14 protein-coding genes and 4 tRNA genes are annotated in these 14564 nt (G+C 71.8%); 14 read left to right on the forward strand and 4 right to left on the reverse strand.

Annotation, left to right across the window (positions count from 1 at the left end):
* Nucleotides 1–139 precede the first annotated feature (139 nt).
* Nucleotides 140–220, forward strand: a tRNA-Tyr gene (locus ACIRBX_RS10085).
* A 290-nt stretch (nt 221–510) separates the two neighbouring features.
* On the opposite strand, the gene ACIRBX_RS10090 is transcribed toward ACIRBX_RS10085, so the two are convergent.
* Nucleotides 511–1113 carry a superoxide dismutase gene (locus ACIRBX_RS10090; RefSeq protein WP_402295141.1) on the reverse strand — a complete coding sequence of 201 codons (603 nt, stop codon included), beginning with the start codon at nt 1111–1113 and terminating at the stop codon, nt 511–513.
* Between the two features lie 373 nt (nt 1114–1486).
* Between ACIRBX_RS10090 and ACIRBX_RS10095 the strand changes: the two genes are divergently transcribed.
* Nucleotides 1487–3445 carry an APC family permease gene (locus ACIRBX_RS10095; RefSeq protein ID WP_402295292.1) on the forward strand — a complete coding sequence of 653 codons (1959 nt, stop codon included), beginning with the start codon at nt 1487–1489 and terminating at the stop codon, nt 3443–3445.
* 23 nt (nt 3446–3468) lie between these two features.
* On the opposite strand, the gene ACIRBX_RS10100 is transcribed toward ACIRBX_RS10095, so the two are convergent.
* Nucleotides 3469–4743, reverse strand: coding sequence for a hydrolase (locus tag ACIRBX_RS10100; protein ID WP_402295142.1), 1275 nt, complete (start codon nt 4741–4743; stop codon nt 3469–3471).
* Between the two features lie 288 nt (nt 4744–5031).
* Between ACIRBX_RS10100 and ACIRBX_RS10105 the strand changes: the two genes are divergently transcribed.
* From ACIRBX_RS10105 to ACIRBX_RS10130, 6 genes are all read left to right on the forward strand, one after another.
* Nucleotides 5032–5104 (forward strand) — tRNA-Thr (locus ACIRBX_RS10105).
* Between the two features lie 46 nt (nt 5105–5150).
* Nucleotides 5151–5223 (forward strand) — tRNA-Met (locus ACIRBX_RS10110).
* 82 nt (nt 5224–5305) lie between these two features.
* On the forward strand, nt 5306–5470 hold the full coding sequence (gene rpmG, locus ACIRBX_RS10115; RefSeq protein WP_006604855.1) for a 50S ribosomal protein L33: 165 nt from the start codon (nt 5306–5308) through the stop codon (nt 5468–5470).
* A 139-nt stretch (nt 5471–5609) separates the two neighbouring features.
* Nucleotides 5610–6110: a MaoC family dehydratase N-terminal domain-containing protein gene (locus tag ACIRBX_RS10120; RefSeq protein ID WP_402295144.1), complete on the forward strand. Its 501-nt coding sequence runs from the start codon at nt 5610–5612 to the stop codon at nt 6108–6110.
* A 5-nt stretch (nt 6111–6115) separates the two neighbouring features.
* The gene (locus tag ACIRBX_RS10125) at nt 6116–6538 is read left to right on the forward strand and encodes a MaoC family dehydratase (protein ID WP_402295146.1); all 423 of its coding nucleotides are present in this window, start codon (nt 6116–6118) and stop codon (nt 6536–6538) included.
* Nucleotides 6539–6637: 99 nt separating this feature from the next.
* Complete coding sequence (locus tag ACIRBX_RS10130; RefSeq protein ID WP_402295148.1) at nt 6638–7678, forward strand: UDP-N-acetylmuramate dehydrogenase; 1041 nt, start codon at nt 6638–6640, stop codon at nt 7676–7678.
* On the opposite strand, the gene ACIRBX_RS10135 is transcribed toward ACIRBX_RS10130, so the two are convergent.
* Nucleotides 7668–8699, reverse strand: coding sequence for an adenosine deaminase (locus tag ACIRBX_RS10135; protein ID WP_402295150.1), 1032 nt, complete (start codon nt 8697–8699; stop codon nt 7668–7670). The genes ACIRBX_RS10130 and ACIRBX_RS10135 overlap by 11 nt on opposite strands.
* A gap of 98 nt (nt 8700–8797) precedes the next feature.
* On the reverse strand, nt 8798–10033 hold the full coding sequence (locus tag ACIRBX_RS10140) for a pyridoxal phosphate-dependent aminotransferase (protein ID WP_402295151.1): 1236 nt from the start codon (nt 10031–10033) through the stop codon (nt 8798–8800).
* Between the two features lie 239 nt (nt 10034–10272).
* Between ACIRBX_RS10140 and ACIRBX_RS10145 the strand changes: the two genes are divergently transcribed.
* The 6 genes from ACIRBX_RS10145 to ACIRBX_RS10170 all read left to right on the forward strand — a co-directional run bounded on the left by ACIRBX_RS10145 (nt 10273) and on the right by ACIRBX_RS10170 (nt 14542).
* Nucleotides 10273–10345: transfer RNA gene (locus tag ACIRBX_RS10145), tRNA-Trp, on the forward strand.
* Nucleotides 10346–10487: 142 nt separating this feature from the next.
* Nucleotides 10488–10835, forward strand: coding sequence for a preprotein translocase subunit SecE (gene secE, locus ACIRBX_RS10150; protein WP_402295152.1), 348 nt, complete (start codon nt 10488–10490; stop codon nt 10833–10835).
* Nucleotides 10836–11033: 198 nt separating this feature from the next.
* Entirely contained in the window at nt 11034–11990 is a 957-nt protein-coding gene (gene nusG, locus ACIRBX_RS10155) for a transcription termination/antitermination protein NusG (protein ID WP_402295154.1), read from the forward strand.
* A 162-nt stretch (nt 11991–12152) separates the two neighbouring features.
* The gene (rplK, locus tag ACIRBX_RS10160) at nt 12153–12587 is read left to right on the forward strand and encodes a 50S ribosomal protein L11 (RefSeq protein ID WP_402295156.1); all 435 of its coding nucleotides are present in this window, start codon (nt 12153–12155) and stop codon (nt 12585–12587) included.
* Nucleotides 12588–12663: 76 nt separating this feature from the next.
* On the forward strand, nt 12664–13386 hold the full coding sequence (gene rplA / locus ACIRBX_RS10165; RefSeq protein ID WP_402295157.1) for a 50S ribosomal protein L1: 723 nt from the start codon (nt 12664–12666) through the stop codon (nt 13384–13386).
* A gap of 130 nt (nt 13387–13516) precedes the next feature.
* Complete coding sequence (locus tag ACIRBX_RS10170; RefSeq protein WP_402295159.1) at nt 13517–14542, forward strand: hypothetical protein; 1026 nt, start codon at nt 13517–13519, stop codon at nt 14540–14542.
* Nucleotides 14543–14564 lie beyond the last annotated feature (22 nt).

The raw sequence follows: 14564 nt of genomic DNA on the forward strand, positions 1-14564 counted from the left end.
CCCCCGCCCCGGCCCACCCCCGGCAGCCACGCCCCACCGCCTTGATCATCACGTGACCGACCGAGTGGCGGAGCACCCCCATCCATCAGGTATCGTTTACGACGTCGAACGGGGCAGCGCCCCGGAAGGCAAACATCCTGGCTGGTTGCCCGAGCGGCCAAAGGGAGCAGACTGTAAATCTGCCGCGCAAGCTACGCAGGTTCGAACCCTGCACCAGCCACAGGATAAAGAGGGGCCCGGTCCGACGGAAACGTCGGACCGGGCCCCTCTGCTGTGTCGGCTGAGGTTCTCGGAGTGCCTGCGCGGACATCCCGATGAGCGAGGTGCTCGGCCTTCGGCGGCCGTGATCGGCTGAGTGCGGGGAGGGGGGAGCCCCGGGCCGACGATCCTCGTCGATGACCTGCTCCACGCGGTCGAGCTGCCGCGAAGAAGGTGTACGAAGCGGGGAAACGGGGCGGAGCCCCGCCCTCGGTCCTGGGCGGGGCTCCGGTGCTTCGGAAGGCCGGATCGTCAGGCGTTCTTGGCGTTGGTGAAGCGGGTGGTGACGTCCTGCCAGTTGACGACGTCCCAGAGGCGGGTGACGTAGTCGGGGCGGACGTTGCGGTACTGGAGGTAGTAGGCGTGCTCCCAGGCGTCGAAGGCGAGGAGGGGGGTGGTGCCCTGGCCGACGTTGCCGTGGTGGTCGTAGACCTGCTCGATGATGAGGCGCTGGCCGAGGGGTTCCCAGGAGAGGATGCCCCAGCCGGAGCCCTGGACGCCGACGGTGGCGGCGGTGAGCTGCTTCTTGAAGGCCTGGAAGGAGCCGAAGTGTTCGCCGATGGCGTCGGCGAGGTCGCCTTCGGCTTCGCCGCCGCCCTCGGGGGAGAGGTTCTCCCAGAAGAGGGAGTGCAGGACGTGGCCGGAGAGGTGGAAGCCGAGGGTCTTCTGGAGGCCGACGAGGCCGCCGAAGTTCTCCTTCTCGCGGGCTTCGGCGAGCTGTTCGAGGGTGGTGTTGGCGCCGGCCACGTAGGCGGCGTGGTGCTTGGAGTGGTGCAGCTCCAGGATCTCGGCGGACATCGCCTTCTCCAGGGCGGAGTAGTCGTACGGAAGGTCGGGGAGCGTGTACTGACCCATGAGTAAAAGTGCTCCTAGTTCGCTGTGCTGACGGTGTGTCGGCGTGCCGATGCCACCTTATTGCGTGTGACTTGCAATTACATCTGAGAGCCAGGAGAGTGTGTCGTGGGGGTGGTGGGCCCGCCAGCCACCTGCTGAAGTGCGTCCCGGCCGCCGTGCCGGGGGTCCTCCCGCCAGAGCTGATCGTCTTCCCAACCGGCGCCCGCCGGGACGTCGGGCCGACCACCCCCACCCCGAGCGAGCGGGCAGCCACGAGGGCGAATCCCGGCCCGACCCCGTCACGTCGCCCCGGGAAGTGACGCTCCGTCGGCTTACGCTCGCGAACGTGTTCAATCTGCCCCAGGCGTTGAAGCGGCTGGTCATCGGCAAGGCCATGCGCAGCGAGGAGCTGGGTGAGACGCTGCTGCCGAAGCGGCTGGCGTTGCCGATCTTCGCCTCGGACCCGCTCTCCTCGGTGGCGTACGCGACGCAGGAGATCCTGCTGGTGCTGACCGTCGGCGGCACGGCGTTCCTCTACCTGACCCCGTGGATCGCGGCGGCGGTGGTGGCGCTGATGGTGGTCGTGGTGCTGTCGTACCGTCAGGTGGTGCACGCCTACCCGAGCGGCGGCGGCTCCTACGAGGTGGTCACCCGCAACCTCGGGCCGAACGCCGGACTGGTGGTGGCCGCCTCGCTGCTGGTCGACTACGTGATGACCGTCGCCGTCTCGGTCGCCTCGGGCGTGGCCAACGTCATCTCGGCCCTGCCCTCCCTCGCGGAGTACCGGGTGCCGATGGCGGTCGGCTTCGTGGTGCTGCTCACCGCCGTGAACCTGCGCGGGGTGCGGGAGTCCGGGAACGCCTTCGCCGCGCCGACCTACCTCTTCATCGCGGCGGTGCTGGTGATGGCCGGCACCGGGCTGGTGCGCTACCTGCTGGGCGACGCGCCGGTCGCGGAGAGCGCGCGGTACGGGATCGAGCCGGAGCCGGGGCACCAGGTGATCGCCGGGTTCGCCCTGGTCATGTTGGCGCTGCGGGCCTTCGCCTCCGGCTGCACGGCGCTGACCGGGGTGGAGGCGATCTCCAACGGCGTGCCCGCCTTCCGGCCGCCGAAGTCCCGCAACGCCGCCACCACCATGGCGGTGATGGGCGCGACGGCGGTGGTGATGTTCTCCGGGATCACCGCGCTCGCGCTGGTCGCGGACGTGCACATCACCGAGGACGCCTGCCAGCTGACCGGCTTCACCGGCGGCGACTGCGCCACCGCCGTCCAGCCGACGGTGATCGCCCAGCTGGCGGCGGCGGTCTTCGGCGGTGACCACAGCTTCCTCTTCTACGCCGTCCAGGCGGTCACCGCGCTGGTGCTGGTGCTCGCCGCGAACACCGCGTTCAACGGCTTCCCGCTGCTGGCCTCGATCCTGGCCGAGCACCGCTACCTGCCCCGGCAGCTGCACACCCGGGGCGACCGCCTCGCCTTCTCCAACGGCATCATCGCCCTCGCCCTGGTGGCCGGCGGCCTGCTCTGGCTCTACGACGCCGACGTCACCAGCCTGATCCACCTCTACATCCTCGGCGTCTTCACCTCCTTCACCCTCAGCCAGAGCGCGATGGTGCGGCACTGGAACCGCGCCATCCGGGAGGGCCGGAGCCGGGGCGCCACCCGGGCCCGGGTGATCAACGGGCTGGGGGCGGTGGTCACCGGCCTGGTGCTGGTGATCGTGCTGGTCACCAAGTTCACCGAGGGCGCCTGGCTGGCCGTGCTGGCCGCCACCGGGCTCTGGCTGCTGATGCGCGGCATCCGCCGCCACTACGATCGGACGGCCGAGGAGCTCGCGGTCCACGATCCGCAGGACCTCGCGGTCCGCCCGGCCCGGGTGCACGGCATCGTGCTGGTCTCCCGGCTGCACAAGCCCACCCTGCGGGCGCTGAACTACGCCGAGGCCTTCCGGCTGGACACCCTGGAGGCACTCACCGTCGCGGTGGAGCCCGAGGCGGTCACCGAACTCCGGGAGCAGTGGGGCGAGTTCGACATCCCGGTGCCGCTGAAGGTGCTGGACTCGCCGTACCGGGAGATCACCCGCCCGGTGGTCGGGTACGTCCGCTCGGTGAAGCGGGGGAGCCCACAGGACATCGTCGCGGTCTTCATCCCGGAGTACGTGGTCGGGCACTGGTGGGAGAACGCGCTGCACAACCAGTCCGCGCTCTGGCTGAAGAGCCGACTGCTCTTCACCCCCGGCGTGATGGTGATCAGCGTCCCCTGGCAGCTCGACTCCTCCGCGCACGCCGACCGGCCGACCCCACGCGCCCCCGGCGCGGTCCGGCGCGGCGAGCCGCTGCTCCGACGGAAGCGCTGACCCGGCCCCGTCGGGGGCGGCCCCTAGCCCGGCGTGTTCTGCCGGGGCAGCGCCAGGGCCACGGTGTCGGCGAACTCCCGGACCGCGCTGGTCCGCGACACCACCCGTCCGCTGTGGATCACCAGTCGGCTGTGCCCGCCGGAGAGCACCCCGGCCACCGAATCGCCCCGCACCGCCAGCAGCTCGGCGGGGAAGCCCGCGTCCACCCGGACCGGCGGCAGTCCGAGGATGTTCCGGGCCTGGTTCGCCACCGCCTCGTACGCGGCCTCGGGGCTGAGCCCGCCGCCGGCCGCGAGCAGGTAGGCGGCCTCCAGCGGGTCGGCCCGGCCGACCGGGTTGGCGGCGTCCCGGAGGGCGCCGCCGCCGGCTGCCAGGACCACCCCGGCATCGGTCAACTCCCGTACCAGGGAAGGGCGGAGCGTCGTGGCAGGACCTTCCAGTCCGATGCAGTGCCCGTTCTGCGGCAGACAGACCACCCGCAGCCCGGCTCCGGCCAGTGCACCGGCCCCGCCGGGTGCCAGTGCGGACAGCGGCCCGACCGTCACCCGTGGCCGCAGTGGCGCCAACACCGAAGCCATCCGGGCGAGTTGGGCCGGATCGGCGGCGGCCGAGTGCAGGTCGACGGGGCAGTCGGCCTCCCGGGCGGCCTCCAACAGCACCTGCACGTAGCCGACCGGGTCCGGGTCGAGGTCGGGGCAGCCGCCGGCCGCGTCGGCGCCGAGCTTGAGCGCCTCCCGCAGCTGGGCCCGGCCGTCCGCCCCGGCCCGGCCGGTGAGCAGCCGGGGCATGGCCACCGCCTGGAGCTCGGCCAGCCCGCGCAGTGCCTGGCGGGCCGTCAGTACGGCCTCCAGTCGACGCAGCCCGTGCACGTCGGCGATCCGGACGTGGGTGCGCTGTGCGGTGGCCCCGTAGCCGAGGGTGGTGAGCGCCGCCTCGGTGACCCGGCGGACCAGTTCGGCCGGGGTCTCCGGGGGAGGGGTGCCCAGGGCGGCGGCGAAGGCGGCGTCGTGGTGGGCGTGCGGTTCGGCGGGGGCCGGCAGTAGCAGGTAACCGCTGAGGTCGATCTTGGCGCCGGTGGTGCTGGTCGGTGCGCCGGGCAGGGCGGGAAGGGGGCCGAGGCTGCCGCAGGTGCCGACGGCCTGGATGCGGTCGCCGCTGATCCGTACGTCCACCAGCCGGCCGTCGGTGAGCCGGGCGTTGGTGAGCATGAGGACGGGGCCGTGTCCGAGCGGGTTCCCGCCGCGGGCGGGCTCCTCGCCGGGGTGGGGTCCGTCGGCGGGCGCGCTGTCCGCGGTCATCGGCCGGCTCCTCGGGCTGGTGCGGCCCGTCGGCCGGCTCCTCGTCGTCCGACGGCCCGGCCGGGCCGCCCCGGGAGCCGCGAGATCGCTGGTGGTCGAGCCTATGGGGCCGGGGTGCGGGGAGCTCGGAGGCTGGCATAAGTCGTATCGGGTCGGGCCGTGGGTTCGACGGCCGGATCGAACGCCGGTCCTGCGGGGGAGTGCCCGTACGAGCCGTCCACCTGCGATCTTCCGGTCGGGGAACGGATTTCACCTCTGGCCGGGAAACGTGTAATCTCTTCCTCGTTCGCCCCTATAGCTCAGTCGGTAGAGCGTCTCCATGGTAAGGAGAAGGTCTGCGGTTCGATTCCGCATGGGGGCTCTGGTGTGAAGGCCGATGATCTCCGGATCTGACGCGCGATCACCTTAGCGGTGTAGCTCAGTTGGTAGAGCAAGCGGCTCATAATCGCTGTGTCACCGGTTCAAGTCCGGTCACCGCTACCCGCGTAGTCGATCGGGGGGACAATCTCCCGATCGGCTACTCTTGTCGTGTCATCAATCGTTGTCCAAGGAAGGCACTCCCGTGGCTGCCACCGACGTCCGCCCGAAGATCACGCTGGCCTGCGTGGAGTGCAAGGAGCGGAACTACATCACCAAGAAGAACCGGCGTAACGACCCGGACCGTCTTGAGATGAAGAAGCACTGCCCCCGCTGCAACTCGCACACCGCGCACCGCGAGACCCGCTGACCCCGTAGGGCGTCACCGGGCCTGCTGTGATCAGGCTCTCGGCTCCAGGCCGTGCCCCCGACAGGGGGTGCGGCCTGGAGCTTTTTCCGTATCACCCCGTACCGCCGCACAGTGTGACCCACCGTCAGAGGAGTGGCCCATGGCTCTCGACCCCTCGTTCATCGGGCGGACCTACCCGCCCACCGCGCCCTACGAGGTCGGCCGCGAGAAGATCCGCGAGTTCGCGCTCGCGGTCGGGGACGCCAATCCGGCGTACACCGACGTGGAGGCCGCCAAGGCGCTCGGCTACCCGGACGTGATCGCGCCGCCGACCTTCCCGTTCGCGATCGCCTTCCGGGCCGCCGCCCAGGTGGTGGAGGACCCGGAGCTGGGGCTGGACTACAGCCGGGTGGTGCACGGGGACCAGAAGTTCCGCTACTCCCGGCCGGTGCAGGCGGGTGACCGACTGGCCGTCAGCATCGCGATCGACGCCATCAAGTCGCTGGCCGGCAACGACGTGCTGACCGTCAGCGGCGCCGTGCACGACGAGGCGGGCGAGCACGTGGTCACCGCGATCATGACGCTGGTGGCCCGGGCCGCCGACCCGGCCGACGCCACCGCTGACGCCGAGAAGGCCGCCGACGCCGAGAAGGGGGAGTGAACGAGATGAGCATCACGTACGCCGAGGTCGAGGTCGGCACCGAACTGCCCGCCCAGTCCTTCCCGGTGACCCGCGCCACGCTGGTCCAGTACGCCGGTGCCTCGGGCGACTTCAACCCGATCCACTGGAACGAGAAGTTCGCCCTGGAGGTCGGCCTGCCCGACGTCATCGCGCACGGCATGTTCACCATGGCCGAGGCGATCCGGGTGGTCACCGACTGGGTCGGCGACCCGGGTGCGGTGGTCGAGTACGGCGTCCGCTTCACGAAGCCGGTGCCGGTGCCGAACGACGGGGTGGGCACCACCATCGAGGTCTCCGCCAAGGTCGCCGTCCTGCTGGGCGACAACAAGGTCCGGGTCGACCTGCTCGCCAAGAACGGCGACGACAAGGTGCTCGGCATGTCCCGCGCGGTCGTCCGGCTGAAGTGACCCGGTGAAGTGAGCCGGTGAGGTGAGCCGTTGAGGTGCGGCGGCCGAGGGGAGCGGCGGCGGAGGGGGAGCGGCGCCGGCCACGGCTAGGCTGGGGGCGTGCTCGTTGAACTGGACGCCCCCCTCGCCCCGCTGACCACGCTGCGCCTCGGCGGCCCGGCCCGCCGGCTGGTCACCGCGACCACCGATGCCGAGGTGATCGAGACGGTCCGGGAGGCGGACGCCGCCGGGGAGCCGCTGCTGGTGATCGGCGGCGGCTCCAACCTGGTGATCGGCGACGCCGGTTTCGAGGGCACCGTGCTGCGGATCGCCACCACCGGCTTCCACCTCGACGGCACCCTGCTGGAGCTGGCGGCCGGCGAGGTCTGGGCCGACGCGGTGGCCCGTACGGTGGACGCGGGCCTGGCCGGGATCGAGTTCCTGGCCGGCATCCCCGGCTCGGCCGGGGCCACCCCGGTGCAGAACGTCGGCGCGTACGGCCAGGAGGTGTCCACCGGCATCACCGAGGTGGTCGCGTACGACCGCCGCACCGGCGGGACGGTCACCCTGGCCAACGCCGACTGCGCGTTCTCCTACCGGCACAGCCGCTTCAAGGCCGACCCGAGCCGTTACGTGGTGCTCCGGGTCCGCTTCCGGCTGGAGGACGCCGACGGGCTCTCCACCCCCGTCCGCTACGCCGAGGTGGCCAAGGCGCTCGGCGTCGCCCAGGACGAGCGGATCGGCCTGCGGAAGGCCTACGAGACCGTGCTCGGCCTGCGGGCCGGCAAGGGCATGGTGCTCGACCCGGCGGACCACGACACCTGGTCGGCGGGCTCGTTCTTCACCAACCCGGTCCTGACGGCCGGTCAGTACGCCGACTTCCGGGGCCGGCTGGGGGAGCTCACCGCCCCGGCCTACCCGGCGCCGGACGGCTGCACCAAGACCTCCGCCGCCTGGCTGATCGACCGGGCCGGGTTCGGCAAGGGCTACGGCTCCGGTCCGGCCACCCTCTCCACCAAGCACACCCTGGCCCTGACCAACCGGGGCGCGGCCCGCACCGAGGACCTGCTGGCCCTGGCCCGGGAGATCCGGGACGGCGTCCGGGCCGCCTTCGGGGTGGAGCTGGTGAACGAGCCGGTGATGGTCGGCGTCAGCCTGTAGCCCCGGCGGCCAGCCAGGCGTCCACGTCCGCCAGCAGCACCTTGCGGACGTCCTCCGGCGCGACCGAGCCCCTGATCGACTGCCGTGCCAGCTCGGCGAGTTCGGCGTCCGAGAAGCCGTGCACGGTCCGGGCCGACTCGTACTGGGCGGCCAGCCGGGAGCCGAACAGCAGCGGGTCGTCCGCGCCCAGGGCGAGCGGCACCCCGGCCTCGAAGAGGGTGCGCAGCGGCACCAGGGCGGGCTCCTCGTAGACCCCGAGCGAGACGTTGGAGGCCGGGCAGACCTCGCAGGTCACCTGACGGTCCGCCAGCCGCTGCATCAGCCGGGGGTCCTCGGCGGCCCGCACCCCGTGGCCGATCCGGCCGGCCCCGAGGTCGTCCAGGCAGTCCCGGACCGACTCCGGCCCGGACAGCTCGCCGCCGTGCGGCGCGGCCAGCAGCCCGCCGTTCCGGGCGATCGCGAAGGCCCGGTCGAAGTCCCGTGCCAGGCCCCGGCGTTCGTCGTTGGAGAGGCCGAAGCCGACCACGCCCCGGTCGGCGTAGCGGACGGCGAGCCGGGCCAGCGTGCGGGCGTCCATCGGGGACTTCATCCGGTTGGCCGCGACCAGCACCCGGATGCCGACGCCGGTCGCCTCGGAGGCCTCCCGGGTCGCGTCCAGGATGAGCTCCAGGGCCGGGATCAGCCCGCCCAGCCGGGGCGCGTAGGAGGTCGGGTCGACCTGGATCTCCAGCCAGCGGGAGCCGTCCCGCGCCTCGTCCTCGGCGGTCTCCCGCACCAGCCGCCGGATGTCCGCCTCGTCCCGCAGCACCGAGCGCGCGGTGTCGTACAGCCGCTGGAAGCGGAACCAGCCGCGCTCGTCGGTGGCCCGCAGCCTGGGCGGCTCGCCGGAGCTGAGCGCCTCCGGCAGCCGGACCCGGTGCTTCTCGGCCAGCTCCAGCAGGGTGGCGGGGCGCATCGAACCGGTGAAGTGCAGGTGCAGGTGGGCCTTCGGCAGGGCCCGGACGTCGCGAGGCTGATCCATTCACCGATCCTGCCGCATCACACCCCCGAACGGGAACCGCCCCCGTCACGTCCTCCGAAGGAGTGAAAGGGGCGGCATCCCGCAGTGGTGACGGCGGGTCAGTCGCGGGCCTCGCCGAGCAGCTTCTGCATCCGGCTGATGCCCTCGACCAGGTCGGCGTCGCCCAGCGCGTAGGAGAGCCGCAGGTAGCCGGGGGTGCCGAAGGCCTCGCCCGGGACGACGGCGACCTCGGCCTCGTCCAGGATCAGCGCGGCCAGCTCGGTGGAGCTGGCCGGGCGCTTGCCGCGGATCTCCTTGCCGAGCAGGCCCTTAACCGAGGGGTAGGCGTAGAACGCGCCCTCGGGCTCGGGGCAGAGCACGCCGTCGATCTCGTTGAGCATCCGGACGATGGTCTTCCGGCGGCGGTCGAACGCCTCCTTCATCTCGTCCACCGCCGCCAGGTCGCCCGAGACGGCGGCCAGCGCGGCGCGCTGGGCCACGTTGGAGACGTTGGAGGTGGCGTGCGACTGGAGGTTGGCGGCGGCGCTCACCACGTCCTTCGGGCCGATCAGCCAGCCCACCCGCCAGCCGGTCATCGCGTAGGTCTTGGCCACCCCGTTGACCACGATGCACCGGTCGGCCAGCTCGGGCAGCAGGGCCGGCAGCGAGGTGAACGCGGCGTCGCCGTAGACCAGGTGCTCGTAGATCTCGTCGGTGAGCACCCAGAGCCCGTGCTCCAGCGCCCAGCGGCCGATCGCCTCGGCCTCCGCCTCGGTGTAGACCGCACCGGTCGGGTTGGACGGCGAGACGAACAGCACCACCTTGGTCCGCTCGGTCCGGGCCGCCTCCAGCTGCTCCACCGAGACCTTGTAGCCGGTGGTCTCGTCGGCCACCACGTCGACCGGCACGCCGCCGGCCAGCTTCACGGCCTCCGGGTAGGTGGTCCAGTACGGGGCCGGGATGATCACCTCGTCGCCCGGGTCGAGGATCGCCGCGAACGCCTCGTAGATCGCCTGCTTGCCGCCGTTGGTGACCAGCACCTGGGAGGCGTCCACCTCGTAGCCCGAGTCCCGCAGCGTCTTGGCGGCGATCGCCGCCTTGAGCTCCGGCAGCCCGGCGGCCGGCGTGTAGCGGTGGTTCTTCGGGTCGCGGCAGGCCTCGACCGCCGCCTCGACGATGTAACCCGGGGTCGGGAAGTCCGGCTCGCCGGCACCGAAGCCGATCACGGGCCGGCCCGCCGCCTTCAGGGCCTTGGCCTTGGCGTCCACCGCGAGGGTGGCCGACTCGGCGATGGCGCCGATCCGGGCCGAGACCCGGCGGTCGGAGGGACTGGGGCTGGAGGTGGGAGCGCTCATGCCCGCCATGGTCGCAGAGCCGGGGCGAACCGGACATGACGCCTCGACAGGCGGACCGATCGGTCCGCATTGCGCACGTCTTGCCCCCCGCCCCGGTGAATGGGGTTCGACCTGACGGGCCGGAACACGTACACTCACTGCTCGACGGCTTCCGAAGTGCAGCTCCACCGAGGCGTAGTGAACGCAGCGGCCGGGATGCGGTAGGTTGGGGGACGTCTCCGGAGCCCGCAAGGCTCCGAAGGGCAATAGCTCAATTGGTAGAGCACCGGTCTCCAAAACCGGCGGTTGGGGGTTCAAGTCCCTCTTGCCCTGCTGCTTGAACCGTACTCAGCCCGTTCGCTCCAGTGGAGTGAGCGGGCTTGATGCGGAGAGGGCTCCTTTCAGCACTGCATTCGCCGGATCGCCCGCAGCTGCGACGCGACGCTCGGCTGGACCCGGATTCAGGTGAGGACGAGTGACGGAGACCACGGGCTCCACCGCAACGCCTGAGAGCGGCAACCCCGAGGGTGCCGCGGCGGCCGAGAGCGGTGACGAGGCGCTGTCGCGCCGCGACCGCAAGCGTGCCAAGAAGGCCGACGGTGGCGACAAGAAGGCCGGCAAGCGTGCCAAGAAGGGCTTCTTCGCCCGGGCCGCGCTGTTCTACCGGCAGATCATCGCCGAGCTCCGCAAGGTGGTCTGGCCGAGCCGCAGCCAGCTGACCCAGTACACCATCGTCGTGGTGGTCTTCGTGGTCGTGGTGATGGGCCTCGTCTCCGGTCTCGACTACGGCTTCTCCAAGCTCAGCCTGTGGGTGTTCGGCTGATCCGCCGTCACCTCCCGCTCCACACTCCCCGACCCGGGCCGTCCTGACGGTCCGGGTCGAGCTGTCGGCGCACTCCGGGCGTTCCCAGTACCGTTGACTCGGTACTGTTGGAGGTCCGAGTCGTTCCCGCAGCGCGCCCCCGTGGGGCCGGAGGGCCCGGAGCCGTTCCATCTCACTTCCAGGAAAGAAGCAGCCACCGTGTCTGACTCCCCCCTGTACGACGCCGACGAGACCGTCCGCGAGGCGGATGACCTCGCCGCCGAGGCCACCGACGTCGAGGCTGCCGACGTCGAGGACGCCGAGCAGATCGTGGACGCGGTCGACTCGGACGAGGACGAGGTCGAGGCTGCGGACGAGGCCGAGGCGGGCGAGCCCGCCGAGGAGGCCGCCGTGCACGAGGAGGACGAGGAGGAGCTGGACGAGGACGACGCCTTCGCCGCCGCCCTCCAGGCCGTCGGCTCGGACGCCGAGGACGAGGACGCCGCCGAGGACGAGGCCGCCGGGGCGGACGACGAGGCCGAGGCCGCCGTCGAGGAGCCCGAGGTCGAGGTCGACCCGGTCGCCGCCTTCCGCGAGGAGCTGCGCACCGCGCCGGGCGAGTGGTACGTCATCCACACCTACGCCGGCTACGAGAACCGGGTGAAGCAGAACCTCGAGCAGCGCGCCGTCTCGCTCAACGTCGAGGACTACATCTTCGACTCGCAGGTGCCGCAGGAGGAGGTCGTCCAGATCAAGAACGGCGACCGCAAGACCATCCGGCAGAACAAGCTCCCCGGCTACGTGCTGGTCCGGATGGACCTCACCCCGGAGTCCTGGGGCGTCGTGCGCAACACCCCCGGTGTCACCGGCTTCGTCGGCAACGCCTACGACCCGTACCCGCTGACCCTGGACGAGGTCGTCAAGATGCTCGCCCCCGACGTGGAGCGCCAGGCCGCGAAGGACGCCGGCAAGGCGTCCCCGGTCCGCCCGGTCGAGGTCCAGGTGCTCGACTTCGAGGTCGGCGACTCGGTCACCGTCACCGACGGTCCGTTCGCCACCCTGCAGGCGACCATCAACGAGATCAACCCGGACTCGAAGAAGGTCAAGGGCCTGGTCGAGATCTTCGGTCGCGAGACCCCGGTCGAGCTGTCCTTCGACCAGATCCAGAAGAACTAGCACTGAGCTTCGGGTTCGGGGCGGGGCTTCGGCCCCGCCCCGAACCCGTTTTGGTCCAGGCCGCGTCAGCGGTTAGCCTGGTCCGATGTGTGTCCACCCGGACGGGTGTCGCCCCGGCCACCGGACACGCCAGCAAACCACTCTCGGAAGGACCCGGAGAGCATGCCTCCCAAGAAGAAGAAGATCACGGGGCTCATCAAGCTCCAGATCAACGCCGGCGCGGCCAACCCGGCCCCGCCGGTCGGCCCCGCGCTGGGCCAGCACGGCGTGAACATCATGGAGTTCTGCAAGGCGTACAACGCGGCCACTGAGTCGCAGCGCGGCATGATCGTGCCGGTGGAGATCACGGTCTACGACGACCGTTCCTTCACCTTCATCACGAAGACGCCGCCGGCCGCTCGCCTGATCCTGAAGGCCGCGGGCGTCGACAAGGGCTCCGCCGAGCCGCACAAGACCAAGGTCGCCAAGCTGACCGCGGCTCAGGTGCGCGAGATCGCCACGGTCAAGCTCCCCGACCTGAACGCCAACGACCTGGACGCCGCGTCGAAGATCATCGCCGGCACCGCCCGGTCGATGGGCATCACCGTCGAGGGCTGATCACCCCTCTCGTCCACCCGTGGTAGGGCCTGCGCGGCCCGGTACGCCACAGACTCCATCATCTTCAGGAGAAGCAGTGAAGCGCAGCAAGGCCCTCAAGGCCGCGGACGCCCAGGTCGACCGCGCCAAGATCTACGCCCCCCTCGAGGCCGTCCGCCTCGCCAAGGCGACCTCCGTCACCAAGTTCGACGGCACCGTCGAGGTTGCCATGCGCCTGGGTGTCGACCCGCGCAAGGCCGACCAGATGGTCCGCAGCACCGTGATCCTCCCGCACGGCACCGGTAAGACCGCTCGGGTCCTGGTCTTCGCGACCGGCGAGCGTGCCGAGGCCGCGCGTGCTGCCGGCGCCGACATCGTCGGTGCCGACGAGCTCATCGACGAGGTCGCCAAGGGCAAGCTGGACTTCGACGCCGTCGTCGCCACCCCGGACCTCATGGGCAAGGTCGGCCGCCTCGGCCGCGTGCTCGGTCCCCGTGGCCTGATGCCGAACCCGAAGACCGGCACCGTCACCCCCGATGTCGCCAAGGCTGTCAACGACATCAAGGGCGGCAAGATCGAGTTCCGCGTCGACAAGCACTCGAACCTGCACTTCATCATCGGCAAGACCTCGTTCTCCGATGACCAGCTGGTCGAGAACTACGCCGCCGCGCTCGAGGAGGTCCTCCGGGCCAAGCCGGCCGCCGCCAAGGGCCGCTACATCAAGAAGACCGCGTTCTCGACCACCATGGGCCCCGGCATCCAGGTGGACCCGAACCGCACCCGGAACCTCCTCGTCGAGGAGGACCCGGCCGCCGTCTGAGCCTCCGAGCTCCAGCGGTAACCGCGTTCGACGGGCCCGTGCTCCCTTTCACAGGGGGTGCGGGCCCGTTCGCATGTCCGCGTCGACTAGAGTCCGCCTACCGAGATCCGGGACGTAGGGGGTTTCACGAATGCGCACGATACGGGTGACCGCCCTGGCCGCGCTGCTGGTGGCCGGGCTGACGGCCTGCGGGGCGAGCTCCGGGGGCGACGGGAAGGCCGCCGCGTCGGCCGCCCCCTCCGGCACGGCCTCCGCCTCGGCGGGCGCTTCGGCGACCGCTACCGACTCCGCCGCACCCTCCGCCGCGCCGTCCGCGGGCGCGAGCGACCCGGCCGGCACCGCGAGCCCGGCGGCCGGCGCGACCGCGACCGCCGGCGGGACGGGCGGCACCGGGGGCGGCACCGCCCCCGGCACGCTGCCGGCCCCGGCCGGAGTGGCCAAGGACGTGCTGCTGGCGGCGAACGGCGTGATGGCCAAGGCCGGTAACGCCCGGCTGGCGGTCGGCACCGGCGCGGTCGCGCAGGGCGGCGGCGGCTCGTTCGCCTGGGCCCAGCCGGGCGGCATCGACCTGGTGCTGACCCAGCCGGACGGCGCGCAGGCCCGGCTCCGCGCGGCCGGCGGCTCCACCTGGGTGGGTGCCCCCGAGCAGACCGCGGCGCTGGTCGGCGGCAAGCCCTGGATGAAGGTCGACCCGAACGCCAAGACCGACGGCTCCGGCGCCGCCGCCGTGCTGGCCGGGGCCGGCGGCGAGGACGCCCGGGGGCTGGCCGCGCTGGCCCGGGTGCTGGACCCGGCGGTGGCGCTGGCGGCCGGCGCGGGCAGCCCGGGCCTGGCCAAGGTCGGGGTGGAGTCGGTGGACGGCCAGGAGGCGGTCCACTTCCGCGCCACCGGCGTGGCCGACGCCCTGGTGAACGGCCTGACGGAGGACCAGAAGAAGCAGGCGCTGGCCGAGTTGGGCCGCACCGGCGGGGCGCTGGACCTCTGGATCAACGGCCGGAACGAGCTGGTCCAGCTCCGCACCGCCGACCTGACCCCGTCCCGGGCCGGTGACATGACGGTCCGTTACACCGAGCTGGGCCGCGCCCCGCAGGTGGCCGCGCCGCCGGTGGTCGACGTGTTCGAGGTCGCAGATCTGCTCAAGGGCTTCGGCGGCTGACCCCGGCGTGAGAGGTTGGCGG

This window comes from Kitasatospora sp. NPDC096147 (assembly GCF_044763225.1).
Taxonomy (GTDB): Bacteria; Actinomycetota; Actinomycetes; order Streptomycetales; family Streptomycetaceae; genus Kitasatospora.

Bases quoted from the DNA above. Each gene is read 5' to 3' on its own strand.
- rplK (WP_402295156.1), top strand. From the start codon at position 12,153: ATGCCTCCCAAGAAGAAGAAGATCACGGGGCTCATCAAGCTCCAGATC.
- ACIRBX_RS10170 (WP_402295159.1), top strand. From the start codon at position 13,517: ATGCGCACGATACGGGTGACCGCCCTGGCCGCGCTGCTGGTGGCCGGG.
- ACIRBX_RS10120 (WP_402295144.1), top strand. From the start codon at position 5,610: ATGGCTCTCGACCCCTCGTTCATCGGGCGGACCTACCCGCCCACCGCG.
- ACIRBX_RS10140 (WP_402295151.1), bottom strand. From the start codon at position 10,033: ATGAGCGCTCCCACCTCCAGCCCCAGTCCCTCCGACCGCCGGGTCTCG.
- ACIRBX_RS10125 (WP_402295146.1), top strand. From the start codon at position 6,116: ATGAGCATCACGTACGCCGAGGTCGAGGTCGGCACCGAACTGCCCGCC.
- ACIRBX_RS10135 (WP_402295150.1), bottom strand. From the start codon at position 8,699: ATGGATCAGCCTCGCGACGTCCGGGCCCTGCCGAAGGCCCACCTGCAC.
- ACIRBX_RS10095 (WP_402295292.1), top strand. From the start codon at position 1,487: ATGCGCAGCGAGGAGCTGGGTGAGACGCTGCTGCCGAAGCGGCTGGCG.
- ACIRBX_RS10090 (WP_402295141.1), bottom strand. From the start codon at position 1,113: ATGGGTCAGTACACGCTCCCCGACCTTCCGTACGACTACTCCGCCCTG.
- ACIRBX_RS10100 (WP_402295142.1), bottom strand. From the start codon at position 4,743: ATGACCGCGGACAGCGCGCCCGCCGACGGACCCCACCCCGGCGAGGAG.